The sequence below is a fragment of the Methylocystis sp. genome (assembly GCF_021731785.1).
Classification (GTDB): domain Bacteria; phylum Pseudomonadota; class Alphaproteobacteria; order Rhizobiales; family Beijerinckiaceae; genus Methylocystis.
In genome coordinates, this window is record NZ_JAKFWS010000034.1 from 32,341 (window position 1) to 54,207 (window position 21,867).

At 64.3% G+C, this 21,867-nt stretch carries 23 protein-coding genes and 1 pseudogene; 15 read left to right on the plus strand and 9 right to left on the minus strand.

The annotated features are described in order from the left end of the window. The first annotated feature begins 11 nt into the window (after nt 1–11). Nucleotides 12–1,379: an ATP-binding protein gene (locus QZ964_RS06895; protein ID WP_292530277.1), complete on the plus strand. Its 1,368-nt coding sequence runs from the start codon at nt 12–14 to the stop codon at nt 1,377–1,379. A gap of 16 nt (nt 1,380–1,395) precedes the next feature. Here the strand turns inward: QZ964_RS06895 and QZ964_RS06900 are convergent, their stop codons facing one another. From QZ964_RS06900 to QZ964_RS06915, 4 genes are all read right to left on the minus strand, one after another. Beyond that, nucleotides 1,396–2,070: a TetR family transcriptional regulator gene (locus QZ964_RS06900; RefSeq protein ID WP_292530280.1), complete on the minus strand. Its 675-nt coding sequence runs from the start codon at nt 2,068–2,070 to the stop codon at nt 1,396–1,398. A gap of 76 nt (nt 2,071–2,146) precedes the next feature. Next, nucleotides 2,147–2,962, minus strand: a complete 816-nt coding sequence (proC, locus tag QZ964_RS06905; protein WP_292530283.1) for a pyrroline-5-carboxylate reductase — start codon at nt 2,960–2,962, stop codon at nt 2,147–2,149. Next, entirely contained in the window at nt 2,959–3,462 is a 504-nt protein-coding gene (locus QZ964_RS06910; RefSeq protein WP_292530285.1) for a YbjN domain-containing protein, read from the minus strand. Before QZ964_RS06910 ends, proC begins: the two co-directional genes overlap by 4 nt. A gap of 365 nt (nt 3,463–3,827) precedes the next feature. Continuing rightward, entirely contained in the window at nt 3,828–4,298 is a 471-nt protein-coding gene (locus QZ964_RS06915) for a L,D-transpeptidase (protein WP_292530288.1), read from the minus strand. A gap of 345 nt (nt 4,299–4,643) precedes the next feature. On the opposite strand from QZ964_RS06915, the gene QZ964_RS06920 reads away from it, so the two are divergent. After that, nucleotides 4,644–5,513 (plus strand): methyltransferase domain-containing protein, encoded by an 870-nt coding sequence (locus tag QZ964_RS06920; protein ID WP_292530291.1) that lies wholly within the window; start codon nt 4,644–4,646, stop codon nt 5,511–5,513. Nucleotides 5,514–5,515: 2 nt separating this feature from the next. On the opposite strand, the gene QZ964_RS06925 is transcribed toward QZ964_RS06920, so the two are convergent. After that, nucleotides 5,516–5,875: a protease inhibitor I42 family protein gene (locus tag QZ964_RS06925; protein ID WP_292530293.1), complete on the minus strand. Its 360-nt coding sequence runs from the start codon at nt 5,873–5,875 to the stop codon at nt 5,516–5,518. A gap of 56 nt (nt 5,876–5,931) precedes the next feature. Continuing rightward, on the minus strand, nt 5,932–6,285 hold the full coding sequence (locus tag QZ964_RS06930; RefSeq protein ID WP_367119240.1) for an isoprenylcysteine carboxylmethyltransferase family protein: 354 nt from the start codon (nt 6,283–6,285) through the stop codon (nt 5,932–5,934). Between the two features lie 29 nt (nt 6,286–6,314). Between QZ964_RS06930 and QZ964_RS06935 the strand changes: the two are divergent. The 13 genes and pseudogenes from QZ964_RS06935 to QZ964_RS06995 all read left to right on the plus strand — a co-directional run. Next, nucleotides 6,315–6,782 (plus strand): annotated as a pseudogene (locus QZ964_RS06935) (IS110 family transposase); the annotation flags it as partial. 515 nt (nt 6,783–7,297) lie between these two features. Beyond that, complete coding sequence (gene trbB, locus QZ964_RS06940) at nt 7,298–8,236, plus strand: P-type conjugative transfer ATPase TrbB (protein ID WP_292530297.1); 939 nt, start codon at nt 7,298–7,300, stop codon at nt 8,234–8,236. Further along, nucleotides 8,229–8,567: a TrbC/VirB2 family protein gene (locus QZ964_RS06945; RefSeq protein WP_292530300.1), complete on the plus strand. Its 339-nt coding sequence runs from the start codon at nt 8,229–8,231 to the stop codon at nt 8,565–8,567. Before trbB ends, QZ964_RS06945 begins: the two co-directional genes overlap by 8 nt. Then, nucleotides 8,567–8,851 carry a VirB3 family type IV secretion system protein gene (locus tag QZ964_RS06950; protein ID WP_292530303.1) on the plus strand — a complete coding sequence of 95 codons (285 nt, stop codon included), beginning with the start codon at nt 8,567–8,569 and terminating at the stop codon, nt 8,849–8,851. Before QZ964_RS06945 ends, QZ964_RS06950 begins: the two co-directional genes overlap by 1 nt. Nucleotides 8,852–8,863: 12 nt before the next feature. Then, entirely contained in the window at nt 8,864–11,299 is a 2,436-nt protein-coding gene (trbE, locus tag QZ964_RS06955) for a conjugal transfer protein TrbE (RefSeq protein ID WP_292530306.1), read from the plus strand. Next, nucleotides 11,296–12,030, plus strand: coding sequence for a P-type conjugative transfer protein TrbJ (gene trbJ, locus QZ964_RS06960; RefSeq protein WP_292530308.1), 735 nt, complete (start codon nt 11,296–11,298; stop codon nt 12,028–12,030). Before trbE ends, trbJ begins: the two co-directional genes overlap by 4 nt. A 15-nt stretch (nt 12,031–12,045) precedes the next feature. Continuing rightward, nucleotides 12,046–12,417, plus strand: a complete 372-nt coding sequence (trbK-alt, locus tag QZ964_RS06965; protein WP_292530311.1) for a putative entry exclusion protein TrbK-alt — start codon at nt 12,046–12,048, stop codon at nt 12,415–12,417. Nucleotides 12,418–12,421: 4 nt separating this feature from the next. Beyond that, nucleotides 12,422–13,675 (plus strand): P-type conjugative transfer protein TrbL, encoded by a 1,254-nt coding sequence (gene trbL / locus QZ964_RS06970; protein ID WP_292530315.1) that lies wholly within the window; start codon nt 12,422–12,424, stop codon nt 13,673–13,675. Continuing rightward, a complete protein-coding gene (gene trbF / locus QZ964_RS06975; RefSeq protein WP_292530318.1) occupies nt 13,675–14,358 on the plus strand; it encodes a conjugal transfer protein TrbF in 684 nt (227 codons plus the stop codon). The genes trbL and trbF overlap by 1 nt, the downstream gene beginning before the upstream one ends. Then, a complete protein-coding gene (trbG, locus tag QZ964_RS06980) occupies nt 14,355–15,350 on the plus strand; it encodes a P-type conjugative transfer protein TrbG (RefSeq protein WP_292530321.1) in 996 nt (331 codons plus the stop codon). Before trbF ends, trbG begins: the two co-directional genes overlap by 4 nt. Beyond that, entirely contained in the window at nt 15,347–16,561 is a 1,215-nt protein-coding gene (locus tag QZ964_RS06985) for a TrbI/VirB10 family protein (protein ID WP_292530324.1), read from the plus strand. Before trbG ends, QZ964_RS06985 begins: the two co-directional genes overlap by 4 nt. Further along, on the plus strand, nt 16,558–16,770 hold the full coding sequence (locus tag QZ964_RS06990) for a DUF2274 domain-containing protein (protein ID WP_292530328.1): 213 nt from the start codon (nt 16,558–16,560) through the stop codon (nt 16,768–16,770). Before QZ964_RS06985 ends, QZ964_RS06990 begins: the two co-directional genes overlap by 4 nt. A gap of 130 nt (nt 16,771–16,900) precedes the next feature. Beyond that, a complete protein-coding gene (locus QZ964_RS06995; protein WP_292530331.1) occupies nt 16,901–17,185 on the plus strand; it encodes an AlpA family transcriptional regulator in 285 nt (94 codons plus the stop codon). Here the strand turns inward: QZ964_RS06995 and QZ964_RS07000 are convergent. From QZ964_RS07000 to QZ964_RS07010, 3 genes are all read right to left on the minus strand, one after another. After that, a complete protein-coding gene (locus QZ964_RS07000) occupies nt 17,151–18,407 on the minus strand; it encodes a site-specific integrase (RefSeq protein ID WP_292530334.1) in 1,257 nt (418 codons plus the stop codon). The two genes, QZ964_RS06995 and QZ964_RS07000, sit on opposite strands and share 35 nt — an antisense overlap. A 293-nt stretch (nt 18,408–18,700) precedes the next feature. Continuing rightward, a complete protein-coding gene (guaA, locus tag QZ964_RS07005) occupies nt 18,701–20,305 on the minus strand; it encodes a glutamine-hydrolyzing GMP synthase (RefSeq protein WP_292530336.1) in 1,605 nt (534 codons plus the stop codon). A 142-nt stretch (nt 20,306–20,447) separates the two neighbouring features. Next, a complete protein-coding gene (locus QZ964_RS07010; protein ID WP_292530339.1) occupies nt 20,448–21,737 on the minus strand; it encodes an RsmB/NOP family class I SAM-dependent RNA methyltransferase in 1,290 nt (429 codons plus the stop codon). Nucleotides 21,738–21,867: the final 130 nt, after the last annotated feature.

A 21,867-nucleotide genomic window follows, 5' to 3' on the forward strand; every position in this document is an offset into this window, starting at 1 on the left:
GGGTCGTCCCGATGACCGTCGTCTTACCGGAAGTTCTCGCCGCGCCCCGCAATTTGTGGCGGCGTTTCGCCAATTGGCTGCACGACCGCATGCCGAAGGGGCTTTACGCCCGCGCGTTGCTCATCGTGATCCTGCCGGTCGTGCTGCTCCAGTCCGCCGTCGCCTATGTCTTCATGGAACGGCATTGGGAAGTGGTGACATATCGCCTATCCGCGGGGATGGCCCGACAGGTCGCGGCCCTTGTCGATGTCTATCAAACGTTCCCAGACCAAGACCACGCGCAACTACGCCGCATCGCCGCCTTCGATCTCAACATGGAGATCGAGGTTCTTCCCAAACAGGAGCTGCCGGCGCCGGCACCTAAATCAGCCCTGTTCTCGCTGCTCGACAAGGCGCTCTCGAAAGAGCTCGCACGCAGACTTAAACAGCCCTTCTGGATCAACACGGCGCTTCCCGGCAGCCTGATCGAAATCCGTGTCGCTCTCGACGACGCCACGCTGAGAATGTTCGCCACGCGCACGCACGCATACGCCTCGAATTCCTATATTTTCTTCATGTGGATGGCGATCGCTTCGATTATCATTCTCGCCATCGCCACGTCATTCTTGCGCAACCAGATCAGGCCGATCCTTCGTCTGGCTCGCGCCGCGGAGGAGTTCGGCAAAGGCCGCAATGTCGCGTTCAGCCCGCGCGGCGCGCGCGAAGTGCGCCAGGCGGGAGCAGCCTTTCTCGATATGAAGCGCCGGTTCGAACGCGCGATCGAGCAGCGAACGACCATGCTCAACGGCGTTTCGCACGATCTGCGAACCATCATCACCCGTTTTAAGCTTTCCCTCGCGCTGATGGGCGACTCGCATGAGGCCACGGACATGCGCAAGGATGTCGACGAGATGGAGCGCATGGTCGAGGCTTATCTCGCCTTCGCGCGCGGCGACGGCGACGAAAGCTCAGTGCCCACCGACATCGCCGCTATACTCAATGAGTTGAAGGCGGACACCGAGAAGCGCGGTCTCGCCGCCGCCGTCAAGATCAAGGGCGATCCGAACATCGTTGCCCGGCCGGCGGCGATCAAGCGGCTGCTCGCCAATCTCGTCGGCAATGCCCAGCGCTATGGCAAGCGCATCGAACTTTCGGCGATCAACGACGGCTCAATGATGACCGTGAATATTGACGATGACGGCCCGGGCATTCCTGTCGAGCGTCGCGAAGAGGCCTTCCGTCCCTTTTACCGACTTGACGAATCCCGCAATCAGAACGAGGGACATTCTGGTCTGGGCCTCGCCGTTGCGCGCGACATCGCGCGGGCGCATGGCGGCGACATCACGCTGGACCGCAGCCCGCTCGGCGGTTTGCGCGCGACCGCCAGTCTGCCGCTGTAACGCCCGCTGCGCCGATTCACGCGCCCGCGTGAGGATAGCCGCTGTCGTCGTCGTGATCGCGGACGCGCCGCGGACGCCAGCCAAACAGGCTTTGCGCAAAGGAATAGAAGGGCCTCGTCAGCCTTGCGAAATCCTCCGCGCGATCGACATAGCGCTCGCCGCGCGTGAGTTCGCGATCGAGCGTCGACAAGGCGTCATGGATGTCGCCGGCGAACCAATCTTCGAGCACGCGGCTCCAGGCCAAAGCTAGTCCCTGCAGCTTGAGCGAGCCGACCGGTCCCTCGCTGTCGACGTCCGCGGCCTCCAGCATAAATCGCATCGAGTTCACAGTTTCCCGGTTGAGCGCTGCGGCGGTGAGCGGGTCGCGCGCCGCCCAGCGCCCCACGCTCGCCAGCGCCTCGCGATCGGGTTCGAGCACATCGAGCCGACGGCGCAAGACGTCATAGAGCCGCTCGCGCGCCGGTTCGTGCGAGGCGTCCTTCGGCAGCGCGTCGAGAACTTCCCGGTCGACGCGCCGCGAGAACGCACCAATGATCGCGCCTTTCGACGGAAACAGTTCGCGCAGATCGGCGAGCGAGATGCCGGCCTCTTGGGCGATATCGGTGAGCGTCACGTCGCTGAATTCTCGCCGCGTCGCGAGCCTGAGCGTCGCGTCGATCACTCGGTCGCGGGGGCTGCCGCCGCTGTTCATGTCCGTCTCCAGGTCCGCAGGAATTCCCAGTCAGTAAACTATTGTCGCCAGGCGGCGGGACAAGGCGTGCCCGCTCTCAACCGGAGAGTTCCTCCGCCCGGCGCCTCGCCGCAGCTACGGCGCGGCGCATCAGCCCAGCGAGACCGTCAGCCGCTTCGAGAACCTCCAGCGCCGCCGCTGTGGTGCCGCCGGGAGAGGTCACGCGCCGGCGCAATTCGTCAGGAGGCGTCTCGGGCTGTCGATGCATTAGCTCGCCAGCGCCCTCGACGGTGACGCGCGCCAGTCGCGCCGCAAGCGCGGCGGGCAGTCCGGCCTCGGCTCCGGCGGCGGCAAGGCATTCGGCGAAATAAAAGACATAGGCGGGGCCCGACCCCGAAACAGCGGTCACCGCGTCGATCAGCGTCTCGTCGTCCACCCATTCGACGGCGCCGACGGCGCGCAGCAGCGCATCGGCGAGCGCGCGCTGAGCGGCGCTGGTCGCCGGACTCGAAAAGGCGCCGGCGATCCCGCGCCCGATCGCAGCCGGCGTATTGGGCATCGCGCGCACGATCGCCTGCGCCGGCACATGCGCGGCGATGTCGGAAATGCGCTTGCCGGCGAGGATCGACACCACGACGGTCGCGGGGCCAACGAAAGGCGCCGCCGCAACGGTGCCGGAGTCGAGCGCCTGCGGCTTAACGGCGAGAACGACGGCGTCGCGTGGCGCAGCGGCGCCATTGAGCGCGTAGCCATATTCGGCGCATAAGTCTTGAAGCCTTTGGGACGGCTGCGGCTCAATCACGGAAACCGGTCCGGTCACTTGTTGCGCCGTCCAGCCTTCGAGCAACGCAAGGCCCATGTTTCCGGCGCCGACCAGGGCGACCGATCCTCTCAGACCGACCCCGTCCGTCACGCCTCGCCTTTCGTCTCAAAATTGGCGGAGGCGAGCGCTTCCCTGGCGTTTTTTCCAGCCCACAGCACGAATTGGAAGGCTTGGTAATGCCGCTCACAGGCCTGAAGCGCATTATCGAGCAAGGCCGCGCACTGCGTCGCAGAGGGCTGCGCCCCGCCGGTGAGGATCAGCCCGTGACGGTGCATCGCCACCCCCTCTTTCGGCCAGAAGTCGAAATGCCCGATCCACATCTGCTCATTGATCGCGTTGACGAGCGCCATCAATTCGCTGCGCCTGCGCTCAGGCGCTTTAAGATCGAAGGCGCAACTGATGTGGAGCGTTTCGAGATGCGGCAGCCAAGTGAAGGCGACATGATACTCTGTCCAGGCTCCAGCGACGGAAATTGAAATCTCGTCTTCGTCGTCTCGATCGAAGGACCAGTCGTTGGTGGCTGCCAGTTGCTCCACGACATCCACGGGATGTTCAGCGCGTTCCGTTTCGTTTTCTCTTGCGATCAGCATGTGCCAACCTTTTTCCAATGTCAGCGTGACGCGGCGACTTAAAGACAGGCGACGATGCGTCGTGGAGCTTTCCGTGAGGGTGCCTCCTTTTCAAGCGATTGATTCGAAGTCGAATCATCTCTTGTAATCACTATACTCCACAGGAGAACTGTGACGCGAAAAAAGCGACGCTCCGACCTTGCTGGCGCGAAGACTTGCGGGATTCGCATGTCTGCGTCCATCGTGCAGCAGCCGTCTTCCACAGCGACTGGCTTAAAAAATAGTTCTGGATAAGCGATGGCGCCGGCGCACCGGCGCCGCGCGGTCAAAAAAAGCCTCGCCGGCGCACTGCGGGCGAGGCGGCTTGGCTTCGCGCGCTGCTTCTGCTAGCGCGTCATCATGACCGGCGATCCGACGCTTACCCGGTCGTAAAGATCGGAAACGTCCTCGTTCAGCATGCGAATGCAGCCATAGGAGGCGGCGGTGCCGACCGAGGCGCGCATCTTGTGGGTCGTGCCATGAATCGCCACCTCGCCGTTACTGAGGGTCAGCGCGCGAACGCCCATCGGGTTGCGCGGAGATCCGCCAGGAATGAAGTTCGGCAATTCGGGATGGTCGGCTTTCACCACCGCTGGCGGAACCCAGTCCGGATTCACATATTTTCCTTCGACGGACGTGGCGCCCGACCATTCCTTGCCGCGCTTGGGCACCGCCACGGGATAGCTGATGGCGACGCCGGTGTCGACGACATAGAACAGCCGGCGCTGACCGGCGCTGATCACGATCGTGCCGGGCGCGACGCTCGGCGAATAGGCGACGATGTTGCGCGCCGTGGCGCTCTGCGGAAGCGCGGCCATAGCCAATCCGCCGACCGTCGCGAGCAGGAGTAACTTTAAAGCTCCCGCCGGCTTGGCGCTGCGGGATCGACGCAAAAGTTCAAACAGGTTACGCATGACGCTCACACCCTATCTACTGACGCCTTGGCAGCGATTACTCGAATGGGCGCATTCTAACTTTCGCCATGATCTTGTCGAAACGTTCCGCGTCTTCAGGTTAGGGTTTAACGTTAAGATATGTCGTGAACTTCTGAACTTGCGACCCGTCCCATGGGAGCATTGCGTCGTGATTGCGCCATCCTTTCGTCGAAATTCATGCGCGTTTTGCGCATGCAGAGCTAACTGGCGCGGGCGCGGTCGTAAGGCATGAGCGAGACAGTCGGACCGCCAAAAATATTTGATCGCGTGCTGCAGCGGGGGCGCCTTGCGCGAGCGATGATGAAGGGCGCGCCCGATTTCCTGATGGCGCGCGCCGCCGACGATCTGCGCGATCGTCTGCTGACCGTGAAGCGCGAATTTCCGCGCTCGCTCGATCTCGGTTCGCCCGGCGCGCATTTCGCCCAAGCCGTCGTATCGAGCGGCCGCGCGCCACCGTTGCGCGCGAGCGGCTGTGGCGGCGCCGTCATCATCGATGAAGAAGCGCCGCCCTTCGCGCCGAACTGCTTCCATCTGATCGTCTCCGGCATGGCGCTGCAATGGGCCAACGATCTGCCGGGCGTGCTCGCGCAGGCGCGACGCATGCTTGCGCCGGACGGGCTGTTCATCGCCTGCCTCGTCGGCGGCGCCAGCCTCATCGAGCTTCGTTTCGCGCTAGCGCAGGCCGAAGAGGAAATCACCGGCGGCGCCAGTCCTCGCGTCTCGCCTTTCGTCGACGTGCGCGATATGGGCGCCCTGCTGCAGCGCGCCGGCTTCGCCCTGCCCGTCGCCGACGTCGACAGTTTCACGCTGCGCTATGAGTCGATGTTGGCGCTGATGGGCGATCTTCGCGCCATGGGCGCCGCGAATGTTCTTGTGAAGCGCGCGCGCAAACCGTTGCGGCGCGACATCGTGGCGCGCGCCGCGCAGATTTATGCCGAGCGCTTCTGCGACGCCGACGGACGCGTGCGCGCGAGTTTCGAGATCGTCTGGGCGTCTGGATGGGTGCCGCACGAGAGTCAACAGAAGCCGGCGCAGCGCGGCTCGGCGATGATGAGTCTCGAAGACGCGATGAAGGCCCCGCGCCAGAGCGACGCCTGAACCTAAGGCGCGACCTCCACCCCGACGCTGCGGGTTTGAACCGGCGCGGACTCCCACGGCCGCTGATAGATGAAAACGATCTCAGCGTGACCGGGTTTGAGCGCGCGGATTTTCCAATGGCGAACGCTAGGGCTGCCGACCATGCGCCGGCGACGGCCGCTGCGGCCGCGGTCCGATATCGACAGGATGTCGAGATTGCGGCTCGCGCCCTGATCAATGCGCCAGGAATAGCCTGTCGTCAGATTTTCCTGCAGCGAGAAGATCGCGTCGCCGCCCGGCGCGAGCCTTATGACGTCGCCGGCCTGCGCCGGGAGCGCCGCGAAAAGGGCGAATAGCAATAAGCGCGACAGCAGACGCTTCACGACGTGCATTCCTTTACCGCAGGCGCCAAGGCGCCGGCCGCTTCAAACACCGCAATTCAATACACGCCCGGAATGAGCCGGGCGGTATGCGCGCGATAGGCGTCATAGGCCGCGCCGAATTCTGACCTTAACAGGCGCTCCTCGGCGTTCATCCGGGCGATCAGCGGCGGGATGTTCGCCAACGCCAGAAGGACGCCGACAGCGGTGTTGAACGCCAGCCCCCAGCCGAGCGCGGAGATCAGCAGGCCAAGATAGCTCGGATGCCTGATGCGGCTGTAGAGCCCAGTGGTGACCAGTTCATGGCCGGGCTGAATGGCGACAAGGCCGCTGAAACGGTGCCCGAGCACGGCGACCGGCCACAGCCGCAACGCGCCGCCCACGGCAAGGAGCGCCACTCCCAGCCATCTCACGGCTTCGCCGTCCAATCTCCACAGTCCCTCTCAAACTGTTGAACAGTCAAATTCTGGTGACAGATCGTCGGATCCGAACAAGCGCGCGTGCAACGGAAACCGGGCGCCGGTTGATGGGCATACCCGGTGTCGGTCCACTTCTCGCCAGCGCGCTGGTAGCGACCATTCCAGATCCAAAGGCCTTCAAGTCCGGACGGAACCTAGCAGCATGGGTCGGGCTCGTGCCGAAGCAGAACTCAAGTGGCGGCAAAGAGCGAATGGGTGGGATCACCAAGCAAGGTGATCGATATCTTCGACAGTTGTTAGTTGTCGGCGCCCTGGCTGTCGTCCGTTATGCCGAACGACACGGCGCGCGACGGCCGTGGCTCGTGCAACTTTTGTCGAGGCGCACGACCAAGGTTGCAACCGTCGCGCTTGCGAACAAAACGGCCCGCATGGCTTGGGCCATCATGACCAGCGGCGAGAGCTATCGAGAGCCTGTGGTTCAGGCAGCCTAGTCAGGCGCGGCAGCGCCAAACGAGCTTGGGAAGGTCGAAAAGGGACTAATGCATCCAGCCGGTCGAAACCGGAAGACGAGAAAACCCACTTGCGCCAGAGCGCTTCAAAGCGCGTGCTTTTGGTCGGGACCCGTCTTCGCGGAAGGCATTATGGCCAGCGGACATGAGCGCCGCACCAACAGGTCGAACACATGGCCGCACCGACCAGCAATGCAGAAGTCCAAAAAAACCTTGCCAAGGGAGCGCCGTCCACACATGGCGCAAAGTACTGTCATCGAATAAGGCTTATGTGCTCGGTCGTTTTCACCGATCCGGCTGAGAAATTACCTCCCTCCTTTTTTCGTGTCATTGCACGCTAGAACCCTACGCCTCTAACTGACTTGTTGCCTCCCTCCCGTTCACACCTTTCTTAATCGACCCCGGCTTCGAACCGCCATCTCGCGGTTCCGAGACAACCGGGGACGGACGTGCGCTCTCAAAACGACAATGTTGAAGCACTATCGCGTAGCGCCCGCATGTTGCGCACCGCGCTGGGCGCAGAGATCGCCGGCTGGCTCGACGATGCGAGCATCGTCGAAATCATGCTCAATCCCGACGGCCGGCTCTGGCTGGACCGCTTGACGACCGGGCTCGAGGATACGGGCGCGCGACTGTCGGCGGAGGATGGCGAGCGGATCATCCGCCTCGTCGCACATCATGTCGGCGCCGAGGTGCATAGCGGCGCGCCACGCGTCTCGGCGGAGTTACCGGAAACAGGCGAACGCTTTGAAGGCGTTCTGCCGCCGGTCGTTTATGCGCCAGCCTTCGCCATCCGCAAGCCGGCCGTCGCAGTGTTCTCGCTCGACGATTACGTCGCGGCCGGCGTCATGGCGAAAGACCAGGCCGCCATCCTTCGCGCGTCGATCACTGAGCGCAAGAACATACTCGTCGCCGGCGGCACGTCCACGGGTAAGACAACGCTCGCCAATGCCTTGCTCGCCGAGATCGCCAAGACCGCCGACCGCGTCGTCCTGATCGAAGACACCCGCGAACTGCAATGCACCGCGCCCAACCGTGTCTCGCTGCGCACCAAGGACGGCGTCGCCTCGCTGTCCGATCTGGTTCGCTCGTCTTTGCGCCTTCGCCCTGATCGCATTCCAATAGGCGAAGTGCGCGGCGCCGAAGCGCTCGATCTCCTCAAGGCCTGGGGCACGGGGCATCCGGGGGGCGTCGGCACCATTCACGCTGGTTCGGCGCTTGGGGCGCTACGCCGTCTCGAACAGCTCATTCAGGAAGCCGTCGTGACGGTTCCGCGCGCGCTGATCGCGGAGACCATCCAAATCATCGCGGTTCTCGCGGGCCGAGGAACGGAACGCCGCCTGATCGAACTCGCCGCCGTTCAGGGCCTCGACTCATACGGCGACTATGCGCTCGCCGACCTCACCTCCATCACCTTTGGAGACACCCATGAATAGGCTTCCTACCCGCAATCGGTTGCGCGCTCGCATTTGTCCTGGGCTTTCCCTCATCGTCTCGGCTGCCGCACTTTCCACGCCAGCCTTCGCCGCCGGCTCCAACATGCCCTGGGAGCAGCCACTACAGCAGATCCTGCAATCGATCGAAGGCCCCGTCGCCAAGATCATCGCGGTGATCATCATCATCACGACCGGACTGACACTCGCCTTCGGCGACACCTCGGGCGGCTTCCGGCGGCTGGTGCAGATCGTCTTCGGGCTATCGATCGCCTTCGCCGCCTCGAGCTTCTTTCTGTCCTTCTTCTCCTTCGGTGGTGGAGCGCTGATCTGATGGAGAACGGCTCTCTTCCAATCGACGGCGCCGTCGCGGGCTTTCGCGTTCCCGTCCACCGGGCGCTGACCGAGCCCATCTTCCTCGGCGGCGCGCCGCGTTCGATCGCCATTCTGAACGGCACGCTCGCCGCCGCGCTCGGCCTTGGGCTGCGGCTCTGGCTCGCCGGCCTCGCTTTCTGGGCCGTCGCGCAATTCGCCGACGTCTGGGCGGCGAAACGCGATCCCGCCTTCGTCGAGGTCGTGCGCCGGCATTTACGCTACCCGGCGCATTTCGGGGTGTGAGTAGAAGCGACGATGCTGAACCTCGCCGAATATCGCAAAAAGTCGCAAAGCCTTGCCGACTTCCTGCCCTGGGCAGCGCTGGTCGCGCCGGGCGTCGTCCTCAACAAGGACGGCTCGTTTCAGCGAACGGCGCGCTTTCGCGGTCCCGACCTTGAAAGCGCGACACAAGCCGAACTCGTCGGCGTCACGGCGCGGCTCAACAATGCGCTGCGGCGCCTCGGATCCAGCTGGGCGATCTTCTTCGAAGCGCAGCGCAATCCCGCGCAGGATTATCCGGCCAGCGCCTTCCCCGACCCCGTCTCCGTCCTAGTCGACGAAGAGCGCCGCGCCCAATTCGAAGAGGAAGGGGCGCATTTCGAGAGCGGCTATTTTCTAACGCTCGTTTATCTGCCGCCCGAGGATGAGGCGGCGGGCGCCGAAAGCTGGCTTTACGAATGGCGATCGCCGGAAGGCGCGCCCACCGCCGTTCTCTCCGGTTTCATCGACCGCACCGACCGGCTGCTACAGCTCATTGAGGGCTTTGCGCCGGAAGCCGAATGGCTCTCGGACAGCGAGACCCTGACCTATCTCCATTCCTGCGTCTCGACCAAGCGGCACAAGGTCCGCGTTCCAGAGACGCCCATGCATCTCGACGCGATCCTTGCCGACGAGCAGCTGACCGGCGGCCTCGAGCCCCGGCTTGGAGGCAAGCATCTGCGCATTCTCACCGTCATGGGCTTCCCCTCGGCGACCCATCCTGGGATTCTCGACGAACTGAATCGCCTCGCCTTCCCCTATCGATGGTCGACAAGGGCGATCACGCTCGACAAGACCGACGCGACCAGAGTCGTCACCCGCATCCGCAGGCAATGGTTCGCCAAGCGCAAATCCATCCTGGCGATCCTGAAGGAGGTGATGACGAACGAGTCCTCCGTCCTTCTCGACACCGACGCGCATAACAAGGCGCTCGACGCCGACGCGGCGCTGCAGGATCTCGGCTCCGACCTGATCGGCGAAGCCTATGTGACGGCGACGATCACGGTCTGGGACGATGACCCGCGCCTTGCCGACGAGAAGCTGCGCCTCGCCGAGAAGGTCATCCAGGGCCGCGACTTCACCTCCATGACCGAGACGGTCAACGCCATCGAAGCCTGGCTGGGGTCGCTTCCGGGACATGTCTACGCCAATGTCCGGCAGCCGCCGATCTCGACGATCAATCTCGCCCATATGATCCCGCTCTCGGCGGTCTGGGCCGGCCCGATGACGGACGCGCATCTCGATGCGCCGCCCCTCTTCTTCGCGCGCACGGAAGGCTCGACGCCGTTTCGCTTCTCGCTGCATGTCGGCGACGTCGGCCATACGCTCGTCATCGGACCGACTGGCGCCGGCAAGAGCGTGCTGCTGGCTCTGATGGCGCTACAGTTTCGCCGCTACGCGCGCTCGCAAATCTTTGTCTTCGATTTCGGGGGATCGGCGCGGGCGGCGACGCTCGCCATGGGCGGCAGCTGGCACGATCTCGGCGGCGCGCTGTCAGCGGAGGCTGTCGATCCGGTCGCCCTGCAGCCCCTCGCCGCCGTAAACGATCCCGCCGAGCGCGCCTGGGCCGCCGATTGGATCGTCTCCATCCTCGCCCGCGAGAATGTCGCCGTCACGCCAGATGTCAAAGAGCATCTCTGGTCGGCGCTGTCGTCTCTCGCCTCCGCGCCGATTGAAGAGCGTACTCTCACCGGCCTCTCGGTGCTCCTTCAGTCCAATCCGCTCAAGCGCGCGCTCAAGCCGTTTTGCCTGGGCGGGCCGCACGGGCGGCTGCTCGATTCCGACGCGGAGGTTCTCGGCGGCGCCGACGTCCAATGTTTCGAGACGGAGGGACTGATCGGCTCGGCCGCCGCGCCCGCCGTCCTCTCCTATCTCTTTCACCGCATCGAAGGCCGGCTCGACGGCGCGCCCGCACTTCTCGTCATCGACGAAGGCTGGCTCGCCCTCGACGATCCCGGTTTCGCCGCCCAATTGCGCGAATGGCTCAAGACGCTGCGCAAGAAAAACGCTTCCGTCGTCTTCGCCACCCAGTCGCTCGCCGATATCGAGACGAGCCCGATCGCGCCCGCGATCGTCGAGAGCTGCCCGACCCGCATTTTTCTGCCCAACGAGTGCGCGATCGAACCGCAGATCCTGTCGATCTATCGCCGCTTCGGCCTTAATGACCGGCAAATCGAGATCATCGCCCGGGCGACGCCCAAGCGCGACTATTACTGCCAGTCACGGCGCGGCAACCGCCTCTTCGAATTGGGCCTCGGCCCCATAGCGCTCGCCCTTTGCGCCGCGTCTTCGAAGACCGACCAAAAACTCATTGCCGAGATTTTCGCAAATGCCGGGCGCGATGGCTTCGCCCGCGCCTGGCTGTCCGCGCGCGGCCTCGACTGGGCCGCCGAACTTCTGCCTACCCCCACCGATCTGGAGACATCGTCATGACCCGCATTCGTCGCCTCGCAGCCGCGAGCGCCTTCGCTTTGTCGCTAGCTTTCCTCAGTGCGCCCGCGGTGGCGCAATTTTTTGTGTTCGACCCAACCAATTACGCCCAAAACTTTCTGACTGCGGCGAACACGCTGCAGCAGATCAACAATCAGATCACCAGCCTCCAGAACGAGGCGCGGATGCTGCTCAATCAGGGAAGAAACCTTGCGAACCTTCCCTATTCCTCTCTGCAGACGATCCAGCAATCGATCTCCCAGACTCAGCAGCTGCTCCGCGAGGCTCAGCGCATCGCCTATGACGTGCAGCAGATTGATCAGGCCTTTTCGACGCACTACGGCCCCATCAACTCTTCGGTGAGTTCGGCGAGCCTTGTCGACGGCGCGAAACAGCGCTGGCAAAACTCCTTGTCAGCTTTGCAGAACGCTATGCGCGTTCAGGCCGGCATTGTTCAGTCCATCGACACCGCCCGTTCCGAAGCCGGCGCGCTCATCTCGTCGAGCCAGTCCGCGCTCGGCGTCCTTCAGGCGTCGCAAGCCGGCAATCAGCTTCTCGCGCTGCAAAGCAAGCAACTCGCCGACGTAACCGCGCTCCTCGCATCGCAAGGGCGCGCCCAGTCCCTTGAACTCGCGCGCAACGCCGAAGCCCAGGAACAGGCGCGCGAGCAGATGCGCCGCTTCGTTGCGCCGGGCCAAAGCTATCAGCCCGGCAATGTCGCCATGTTCCATTGAGTGGGGGGCGATGTCATGAATTGGAGAGACTGGCTCGCGCCCGAAAATATCGGCTTTGTGGCTGTCGGCATCGTGACCGGGGCGATCGCGCTCATTGGCGTCGAATCCGCCTGCGACGCCGATGTCGGGGCGCGAACGAAACCGGCGTCGCTCTTGCCGAGCGGCGCGCCTTCAAAAGAACCCGCGATCGACCCCGGGCTCCTGCGCTGCGCCCAGCTCCCGATCGAAGAGGCGGACGATCCCTCCTGCAAGGATCTCTGGGTGAAGGAGCGCAAGAGGTTTCTTGGGAATGGGGAGCCGGCGCAACCCGCCGAGCATCTCATCGATATGTTCCCGTCACATCGCTCGCCCGCCGCCGGTGCCTCGCCGAAGCCGAAAAGCGAGTAGCGCCATGGGCGGAACCGGCGTGATCGATCGCTTCCTCGAGACCTTCACCCGCTACATCGACTCCGGCTTCGGCCTGCTCGGCGGCGAGGTGGGGTTTCTGGCGGCGACGCTGGTCGTCATCGACATCACCCTCGCCGCGCTCTTCTGGAGCATGGGGCCCGACGAAGACATCATCGCCCGATTGGTGAAGAAAACCCTGTTCGTCGGCGTCTTCGCGTACCTCATCGGCAATTGGAACAGTCTCGCCCGCATCGTCTTCGAAAGCTTTTCGGGATTGGGTCTCAAGGCCGCCGGCGCCGGCCTCTCCGCCACGGACTTCCTGCGGCCCCGCCGCGTCGCCCAGGTCGGGATCGACGCCGGACGCCCGCTCCTCGATTCCCTTTCGCAGCTTCTCGGCTATGTTTCCTTCTTCGAGAACGTCATTCAGATCGCTATTCTCCTCATCGCCTGGCTCATCGTCCTCCTGAGCTTCTTCATTCTGGCGATCCAGCTCTTCGTCACGCTGATCGAATTCAAGCTGACGACGCTCGCCGGCTTCGTCCTCATTCCCTTCGGCCTTTTCGGCAAGACCGCCTTTCTCGCCGAACGCGTTCTCGGCAATGTCGTCTCGTCGGGCGTGAAGGTTCTGGTGCTCGCCGTCATCGTCGGCATCGGCTCGACGCTCTTCGCGCAATTCACGCAAGGTTTCTCTGGTCAGCCGACCGTCGACGACGCCATGGCGTTGGTGCTCGCCGCCCTCTCGCTTCTCGGTCTTGGAATCTTCGGCCCCGGCATCGCCAATGGCATCGTCTCGGGCGGGCCCCAGCTTGGCGCCGGCGCCGTCGTTGCGACCGGGCCTGTCGCGGGCGGCGCGGCCTCCGCTGGCTACGGCGCCGTAAGGCTTGCAGGCGGGACGGTCGCAGGGCTTGCCGGAAGGAGAGAGACGCAGGCCGCGGCGACATTGCCGCCTTCGCGCGGGCCGCAGCCGCCCGCTGGCAGCGCGCCGCCTTCCGCACCCCCCGGCGGTTCTGGCAGCGGGTCGGGAGGCTCAGCTGCGCAGCCATTCGCTTCAGCCGGCGCCGCGTCCGCCCCTCCGCCTGATGGCGGCGCTTCCTCAGGCGGCGGCGTCAATCCAGCGCCATCCGGCGAACCCGCTTGGGCCAAGCGCCTGAAGCGCTCCCAATCCGTCTCGCACGGCGTCTCGATCGCCGCCCATGCTCTTCGTGCCGGCGACGCCCATGGCGGCGGCGCCTCCGTCAATCTGTCCGAGGCCCGCTAATGTTCAAACGATCTTCCGTCCGCTACGGGCGCACGCCCGAGCCCGAAACGCCCTACCAGAAAGCCGCGCAGGTCTGGGACGAGCGCATCGGCTCCGCCCGCGTGCAGGCGAAGAACTGGCGCTTGATCGCTTTCGGCAATCTCTTCCTCGCGGGCGGTCTCGCCGTCGCCCTCGTTTGGCAGAATGCGCGCGGCTCGATCGTGCCCTGGGTCGTCCAGATCGATAAATTCGGCGAGGCGCAGGCCGTCGCCCCCGCCGTCGCGGATTATCGGCCGACCGATCCGCAAATCGCCTGGCATCTCGCGCGCTTCGTCGAACATGTCCGATCCATTCCCGCCGATCCGATCGTCGTGCGCCAGAACTGGCTCAAGGCCTACGACTTCGTTACCGACAAGGGCACCCTGGCCTTGAACGACTACGCCCGCGCGAACGATCCCTTCGCCAAGGTCGGGCAGGTCCAGATCGCGATCGACGTCGCCAGCGTCATTCGCGCTTCCGACGATTCCTTCCGCGTCGCCTGGACCGAGCGCCGCTACGAGAACGCCAGCCTCGCTTCCACCGAACGTTGGACCGCCATTCTCACCATCGCCCTTCAGCCGCCTCGCGACGCCGAGCGCCTGCGTAAGAACCCGCTCGGCCTTTTCATTCACGCCGTCAACTGGTCGAAGGAGCTTGGGCAATGACTCTATTCTCGTTTCGGGCTTTCACGAGCCTCATTCTCTCGTCGTCTTTGCTCACCGCCTGTTCGAGCTTCAAGCCGCCCGAGATCGCCTATGACGATCTGCCGGTTCCGGCGAGCCTGCAGAGCGATCCGCCTGGCCCGGTCAGGATCGTCGAAGTCCCGAAGATACTGCCGCTCCCCGGCCAGCTCAAATCCCTTGCGCGGGGCAAGGGAGAGCACCCCGAGCCAACCGACCCAAAAGCGCGCATCGAACAAGCCAACGCCGCCGCGCGCATTGAGCCGCGCCGCGCCGGCTACATCAACGCCGTCCAGATCTATCCCTTCACCGAAGGCGCGCTCTATCAGGTCTATGCCGCGCCGGGCGAGATCACCGACATCGCGCTTCAAGACGGCGAGCAGCTCGTCGGCTCCGGCCCCGTCGCCGCCGGCGATACGGTGCGCTGGATCATCGGCGATACGGAAAGCGGCGCGGGGAACGCCCGCAAGACCCACATCATGGTCAAGCCGACCCGCGCCGACTTGATGACCAATCTCGTCATCAATACTGACCGGCGCACCTATCATCTGGAGCTGCGTTCGACCGAGAAGACCTATATGGCCTCGGTCTCCTGGCAATATCCGCAGGACGAACTCATCGCGCTGCGCCGCCAGAACGTCGCCGCCGAGGCCGCCGCGCCGGTCGATGTCGGCCTCGATCTCGCCCGGCTCAATTTCCGCTACGCGATCGACGGGGACGCGACGCCCTGGCGGCCGCTGCGCGCCTTCGACGATGGTCGCAAGGTCTACATCGAATTCCCCCGCGGCGTCTCCCAGGGCGAGATGCCCCCGCTCTTCGTCACCGGCGCCTCGGGCGACAGCCAGCTCGTCAATTACCGGGTGCGCGGCAATCACATGATCGTCGACCGGCTCTTTGCCGCCGCCGAGCTGCGTTTCGGTTCTGACGACCAAAAAATCGTCCGCATCGTGCGCAGCGACGGGAGGTCCGCCATATGAGCGGGTCAGAGCACGAGAAGAAGCTTGCGGAGGAGCTGCGCCTGCGACCCGAGCGGCCGCCAGTGACACGTCTGTCGCGCCGCGTCCTGATCGCGCTCGCCGGCGTCTCTTCCGCGGCCCTTCTTGGCATGACCATCTGGGCCTTGCAGGGACGCACGCGCTCCGGCCCCGCGTCGGAGCTCATCAATACGGAAGCAAGGACCACCCCCGACGGCCTTGCGTCCCTGCCGCGTGATTACGCGGGCCTACCAAAGGACGTCCCAAAGCTCGGGCCGCCGCTCCCGGGCGACCTCGGACGGCCGATCCTCGCCGCCCAAGGGCAACTACCACCGACCGGTCCTGATCCCGAACAACAGCGCATTGGCCAGGAGCGCGAGGCGGCGCGGACGGCGAAACTCTTTGCGACGACGAACGTGCGCGAGCGGCCGTCGAGCAATGCCGAGGGCGCTCAAAGATCGACGGTTGATCCGAGCGTCCAAGCATCGGTGCTTCCAACCGAGCCGGCCCCAATCGATCCAGGCGACGTCCAGAACATGCAGGATCGCAAGCTCGCTTTCGTCAATGCGCCCACCGATCGCCGCACGGTCAGTCCGGATCACCTCGCCGCCCCGGCGTCGCGCTATGTCCTGCAGGCGGGCGCGGTCATTCCGGCCGCGCTCGTCACCGGCATTCACTCAGATCTTCCCGGACAGATCACCGCGCAAGTCACAGAGAACGTCTATGACAGCCCCACGGGGCGCTTTCTGCTTATCCCGCAGGGCACAAAGCTCATCGGCGTCTACGACTCGCAAATCGCCTTCGGGCAATCGCGCGTGCTCCTCGTCTGGAACCGTCTCATTCTCCCCAACGGGCGCTCAATCGTTCTCGAGCGCCAGCCCGGCGCCGATGCTGCCGGCTATTCGGGACTCGAAGACGGCGTCGATCATCATTGGTTTCGCCTCGCGGGCGCCGCTGCGCTCTCCACCATTCTCGGCGTCGGGACGCAGCTCGGTACAACCGGGACCGAAAACGCCCTCATTCAGGCGCTGCGCCGCGGCGGCGCGCAAAGCCTCAATCAGACCGGCCAGCAGATCATCGGGCGCAATCTCAACATCCAGCCGACGCTCACCATTCGGCCGGGCTTTCCGGTGCGGGTAATCATCACGCGCGATCTCGTCCTCGCGCCTTATCTGGAGCCCGGCGACCTCCTCGCGACGGGAGGCGATCGATGACGAAGTTGAAACTCTCAGCTGTCGAAGACGAGAAGCCGATCAAGGTCACCGTCATGCTGTCGGCGGCCCTGCATCGCAACCTCGTCGCTTATGCCGAAATCCTCGCGCGCGACTCTGGGAAGGCGATCGAGCCGGAAAAGCTCATCGCGCTGATGTTGGAGCGATTTATCGCCAGCGACCGAGCGTTCAAGAAAGCCCGTCGATTATAGGCGGATCCAGATCTAGCCCCACCGATTTGCACGCCAGAGCCCGAAATTTCCGCAAGCCATTCCGAAGGGGCTTCCGGCATCGACTCCTATCGTTCTCAATCGTCGGCAGCAGCTAAGAAGGAAATCGAGCATGGGCCAGATCGAGACTTTGGAGATCAGGAAGACCATCCGACGGCGCCAACTGCGTGAGATGGTCCCCCTGGCAGACAGCACGATTTATGAAATGGAGCAGCGCGGCGAGTTTCCTCGACGCTTTGCGCTGTCGCCGCGCTGTATCGTCTGGGATCTCGCCGAGGTTCACGCGTGGTTGTTGGCGCGGCGCGCAACTCCGATCCGTCGAGCGCAGCATCCCGACGTCTCCAAGCGCAAGTCCCGGCCTGTCAAAGCGCGGGATCGAGCGCAACAACGGGCATAGAGGGAGGCAGGAGCGTCGGAACGTGTTTCCGACCCTCTACCCAGGCTTCAACGATGTCAGCCCATTCCTGCATCATGTGCCGGCGCTGAACCTCATACTCAGCCTTGTTGTAGACGCCACGCGATGAACGCCCGTCTTCGTGCGCCAGGCACTTTTCGATCCAGTCGCGGTTGAAGCCCAATTCGATGAGCAGCGTCGAGCCCGTGCGCCGCAGATCGTGGACCGTGAACGGCTCCAGCGGCAGCCCCTCCTTCTTCGCCTGTTCGACGACGGCGTAGGTGACCCGGTTGAAGGTCGCACGCGACATCGGGGCGTCCGCATCATACCGTGAGGGCAGCAGATACCGTGAGTTACCGGCGCAAGTCTTGAGCGCGATCATGATGTCGAGGGTCTGCCGGCACAGGTAGACGTTATGCGGCTTCGATCGCTTCATGCGCTCCTTCGGGATAGTCCAGACGGCGTTGTCGAAATCGACCTCGTCCCAAACCGCGTCCTGCAGCTCGCTCTTCCGAACCATGGTGAGGAGGTAGAGCTTCATGCCGAGGCGGATCGTCGGCAGCGTCGCCACATGCTCGAGCTGCTTGAGCATGATGCGGATTTCGGTCGGCGAGAGCGCGCGATCCTTGGGTGTGAAGGTGGCGATCGAGGCCGGACCGACGTCATCGGCCGGGTTTGCGACCTTCTCGCCGTGGAGAATGGCGAAGCCGTAGATCTGCTTCAGGATATCGCGCACATGGATCGCCGTCGCGGGCGCGCCCCGTTCCACGATCTTCGCGCAGTGGGCACGAAGATCATCGGGAGTGATCTCGGTCAGCAAACGGTTCCGCCAGACCGGCATAAGCTCCCGCTCAAAGATCGAGCGGCGCATCGCGCGCGTGCTGTCGGCCATCGGCGCGTTGACCATCCACTTCTCGCCGAACGCGCCGAAGCTCTTGGCTTCCTTAATCCGGCGCTTCTCCCGCTGCTTCTCGATGGCGGGGGACCGCCCCTCTGCGATCGCTCGGCGCGCGTCCAGGCATAGTTCGCGAGCCCGGGCGAGCGAGATCCCGTCTCGGGCGTACTTGCCGAGATAGACGGTCTCCCGCCTGCCGTTCAGCCGATAGTCGAGCCTGAAGGAGATGGCACTCGACGGCGCGACACGCACATACATGCCGTCCCGGTCCGTCACCTTGTACATTTTCTCTCTAGGTTTCAGAGCCTTGAGTGCTGCATCCGTCAACATCCTGAGCCACCTCGCGAAAAGTACCGTCACGCGGTTTTGGGAGGCCATTGGCGTAAAAGACGCTTTTTTCTCAGCGCCTTATGTCGAAAAAAGCACCGTCACGAGCCTCATTTGCCGTGACGGTACTTTCGATTTTCCGGTTGATCAATGGGGGCGAGGTCCGTCAGCGAGGCCGTCAGACGCGATTCATGGCCACCGATAGCTCTCGATATGTATCTGTGCTATTATTTATGTTTTTCAGGTGGTTACGTCGCGCTGTAGCGTAGTTTCGGATACCCTCGGATGGGCAAAAATTATTCCCACTCAATCGTTCCCGGCGGCTTGCTCGTCACGTCATACACGACCCGGTTGACGCCCTTCACCTCATTGATGATCCGCGTCGCGGCCCGGCCGAGGAAACTCATGTCGAAAGGATAGAAATCCGCCGTCATGCCGTCGCTTGACGTCACGGCGCGCAGCGCGACGACATAATCATATGTGCGCCCGTCGCCCATCACGCCGACTGAACGCACCGGCAGCAGCGCCGCGAAGGCCTGCCAGATTTCGTCATACAATCCCGCCTTGCGGATTTCGTCGAGATAGACGGCGTCGGCCTTGCGCAGGATCGCAAGCTTCTCGCGGGTGATGACGCCCGGGCAGCGGATGGCGAGTCCGGGCCCAGGAAAGGGATGGCGCCCGACGAACGCTTCAGGCAGTCCGAGTTCGCGGCCCAAGGCGCGCACCTCGTCCTTGAAGAGTTCGCGCAAGGGCTCGACGAGCCGCATGTTCATGCGCTCCGGGAGGCCGCCGACATTGTGATGCGATTTGATCGTCACCGACGGCCCGCCGGTAAACGACACGCTCTCGATCACATCCGGATAGAGCGTGCCTTGCGCCAGAAATTGCGGCGCGCCGCGCCCGCCCTGCGCGATCTTCTTCGCCTCGGCCTCGAACGTCTCGATAAAGAGCCGTCCGATGGTCTTGCGCTTCACCTCCGGATCGTCGACGCCTTCAAGCGCGCCGAGGAACAAATCCGCGGCTTCGACGTGATGCAGCGGAATGTTGTAGTGATCGCGAAAGAGCCGTACGACTTCTTCCGCCTCGCCCTGTCTTAGCAGGCCGTGATCGACAAAAACGCAGGTGAGGCGCTCGCCGATCGCTTCGTGAATGAGCACCGCCGCGACGGCGCTGTCGACGCCGCCCGATAGGCCGCAGAGCACGCGCCCGTCGCCTACCTGGCGCCGGATCGCCGCGATCGCCTCACCGCGAAACGCCGCCATCGTCCAGTCGGACTTTAGACCCGCGACCTTGTGCACGAAATTCGAAAGCAGCCTGGCGCCGTCGGGCGTATGCACGACTTCAAGATGGAACTGCACCCCGAAATAACGGCGCGCTTCATCCGCGATCGCGGCGAAAGGCGCGTTCTCTGACGCGGCGATGACACGAAAGCCTTCCGGCAGCTTGGTCACGCGGTCGCCGTGGCTCATCCAGACGGGGAAGCTGCCGCCCTTCTCCCACACGCCATCGAGGAGTGCGCTTTGCTCCAACGCCGTCACCTCGGCGCGGCCGAACTCACGATGATGGCCGCCCTCGACCAAGCCGCCGAGTTGCGTCGCCATCGTCTGTTCGCCATAGCAGATGCCGAGCAACGGAACGCCGGAGTCGAAAATGCTCTGCGGCGCCCGCGGAGAGTCCTTCTCCGTAACCGAGCAAGGTCCGCCCGAGAGGATCACAGCCTTGGGGCGGATTTCGGCGAAGGCGCGCTCGGCGTTCTGGAATGGCGCGATCTCGCAATAGACGCCCGCTTCGCGCACCCGCCGCGCGATGAGCTGCGTCACCTGCGAGCCGAAATCGACGATCAGCACCTTGTCGTGGCGATCGGCGATGTCGTGATGGAAGGCGTCGGGCGCGGTGGTCATCGGCAAACCTGATTGAACCGCAGTGCACCGTCATGGCCGGGCTTGTCCCGGCCATCCCCGCCGGGCCGCTGCGGAATGTCGGCGCGGATGCCCGCGACAAGCGCGGGCATGACGCCGGTTGGAGCACTCGGACTGGTCTTACTCAGCGCTTCGCCAAGACACAAACATAAAACCCGTCCGTCCCGCTTGTCGCCGGCGAGAGGCGGATGCCGGGTCCGTGCGGCGAGGCGAAGCGGGCGAGGTCGGGAAGTCCCGCCTTTTCCGCTGTCTCCGCAGCCGAAAGCGCGGCGAAATCGGGATTGGCCGCGACGAAGGCCGCGACCTGGTCCTCGTTTTCCTCGCCTAGCACCGAGCAGGTAACGTAAGCGAGACGCCCGCCCGGCTTCACGAAGCGGGAAGCCTTCGTCAGAAGTTCGCGCTGCTCCTTCAATCTCAGGTCAAGCGCGCCGGGCGCAAGCCGCCATTTGGCGTCGGGATGGCGCCGCCAAGCGCCGGTTCCGGTGCAGGGCGCATCGATCAGAACGAGGTCGCAGCGCGCTTCGAGATCGGCGAGCACATCGGCCTGGCCGCGCGGCGCACGCACCTGAATGTTGCGCGCGCCCGCCCGCTCCAGACGCTCGTGGATCGGCATGAGTCTGCGGCCGTCCGAGTCGTAGGCGTAGATCTGGCCGCGGTTATGCATCTGCGCCGCGAGCGCCAGCGTCTTGCCGCCGCCGCCGGCGCAAAAATCGAGAACCTGTTCGCCAGGCTCGGCGGCGCCGAGCAGCGCGGCCAGCTGAGACGCTTCGTCCTGGGGCTCGACAAGACCCTTCACGTAAACGGTTTCGGCGGTGAGCGCCGGTCCCCGGCCCTGCCCTGCGTCGATGCGCAGACCGATCGGCGAAAGCGGCGTCGGCGCCGGCGACAAATGCGCGAGCTTGTCGAGCGCCTGATCGCGCGAGCCTTTCAGAATATTGACGCGCAGATCGACCGGCGCGCGGGCTGCGAGCGCTGCGCCTTCTTCCGCCGCGCGGGCGCCGAACGCCGCTTCGAAACGAGGCGCGAGCCACTCCGGATAGTCGCCGCGCACATGGTCCGGCGCGACGTCGAGCGAACTCGTCTCCAGACTGTCTTTCTCCTCGTCGGAGAGCGGCGCCGGCGCGTGGCCCGCGCCGGTGCAGAGCGAAGCGATCGTGGCGGCGTCGAGACCGCGCGCCTCGCGCAGCGCGCCGAGCATGATCGCGCGAGGCGTCTCGGCGCCCATGACATAGGCCGCGGACGCGCGCTTCCTCAGCGCGTCGTAAACGTGGCTCGCGATAGCGGCGCGATCCTTGGAGCCCGCGAAGCGATGCGCGACGCCCCAGTCCTTTAAGGCCTCGGCGGCCGGCCGACGGCGCCTTACAAGGTCGTCGAGCACTTCAATCGCGGCGGAGACATGAGCGGCGGGAGTCATTGACGCGACACCCTCTCCGTCCGCGTCGCGACGAATGTCGCCGACGCCATGCGCTCAAGTAATGGATGCAGCTCCGCCGTCGCCGGATTGCGGCGCACTTTACAGCGCGTGATCGACGACGGATTCAGCG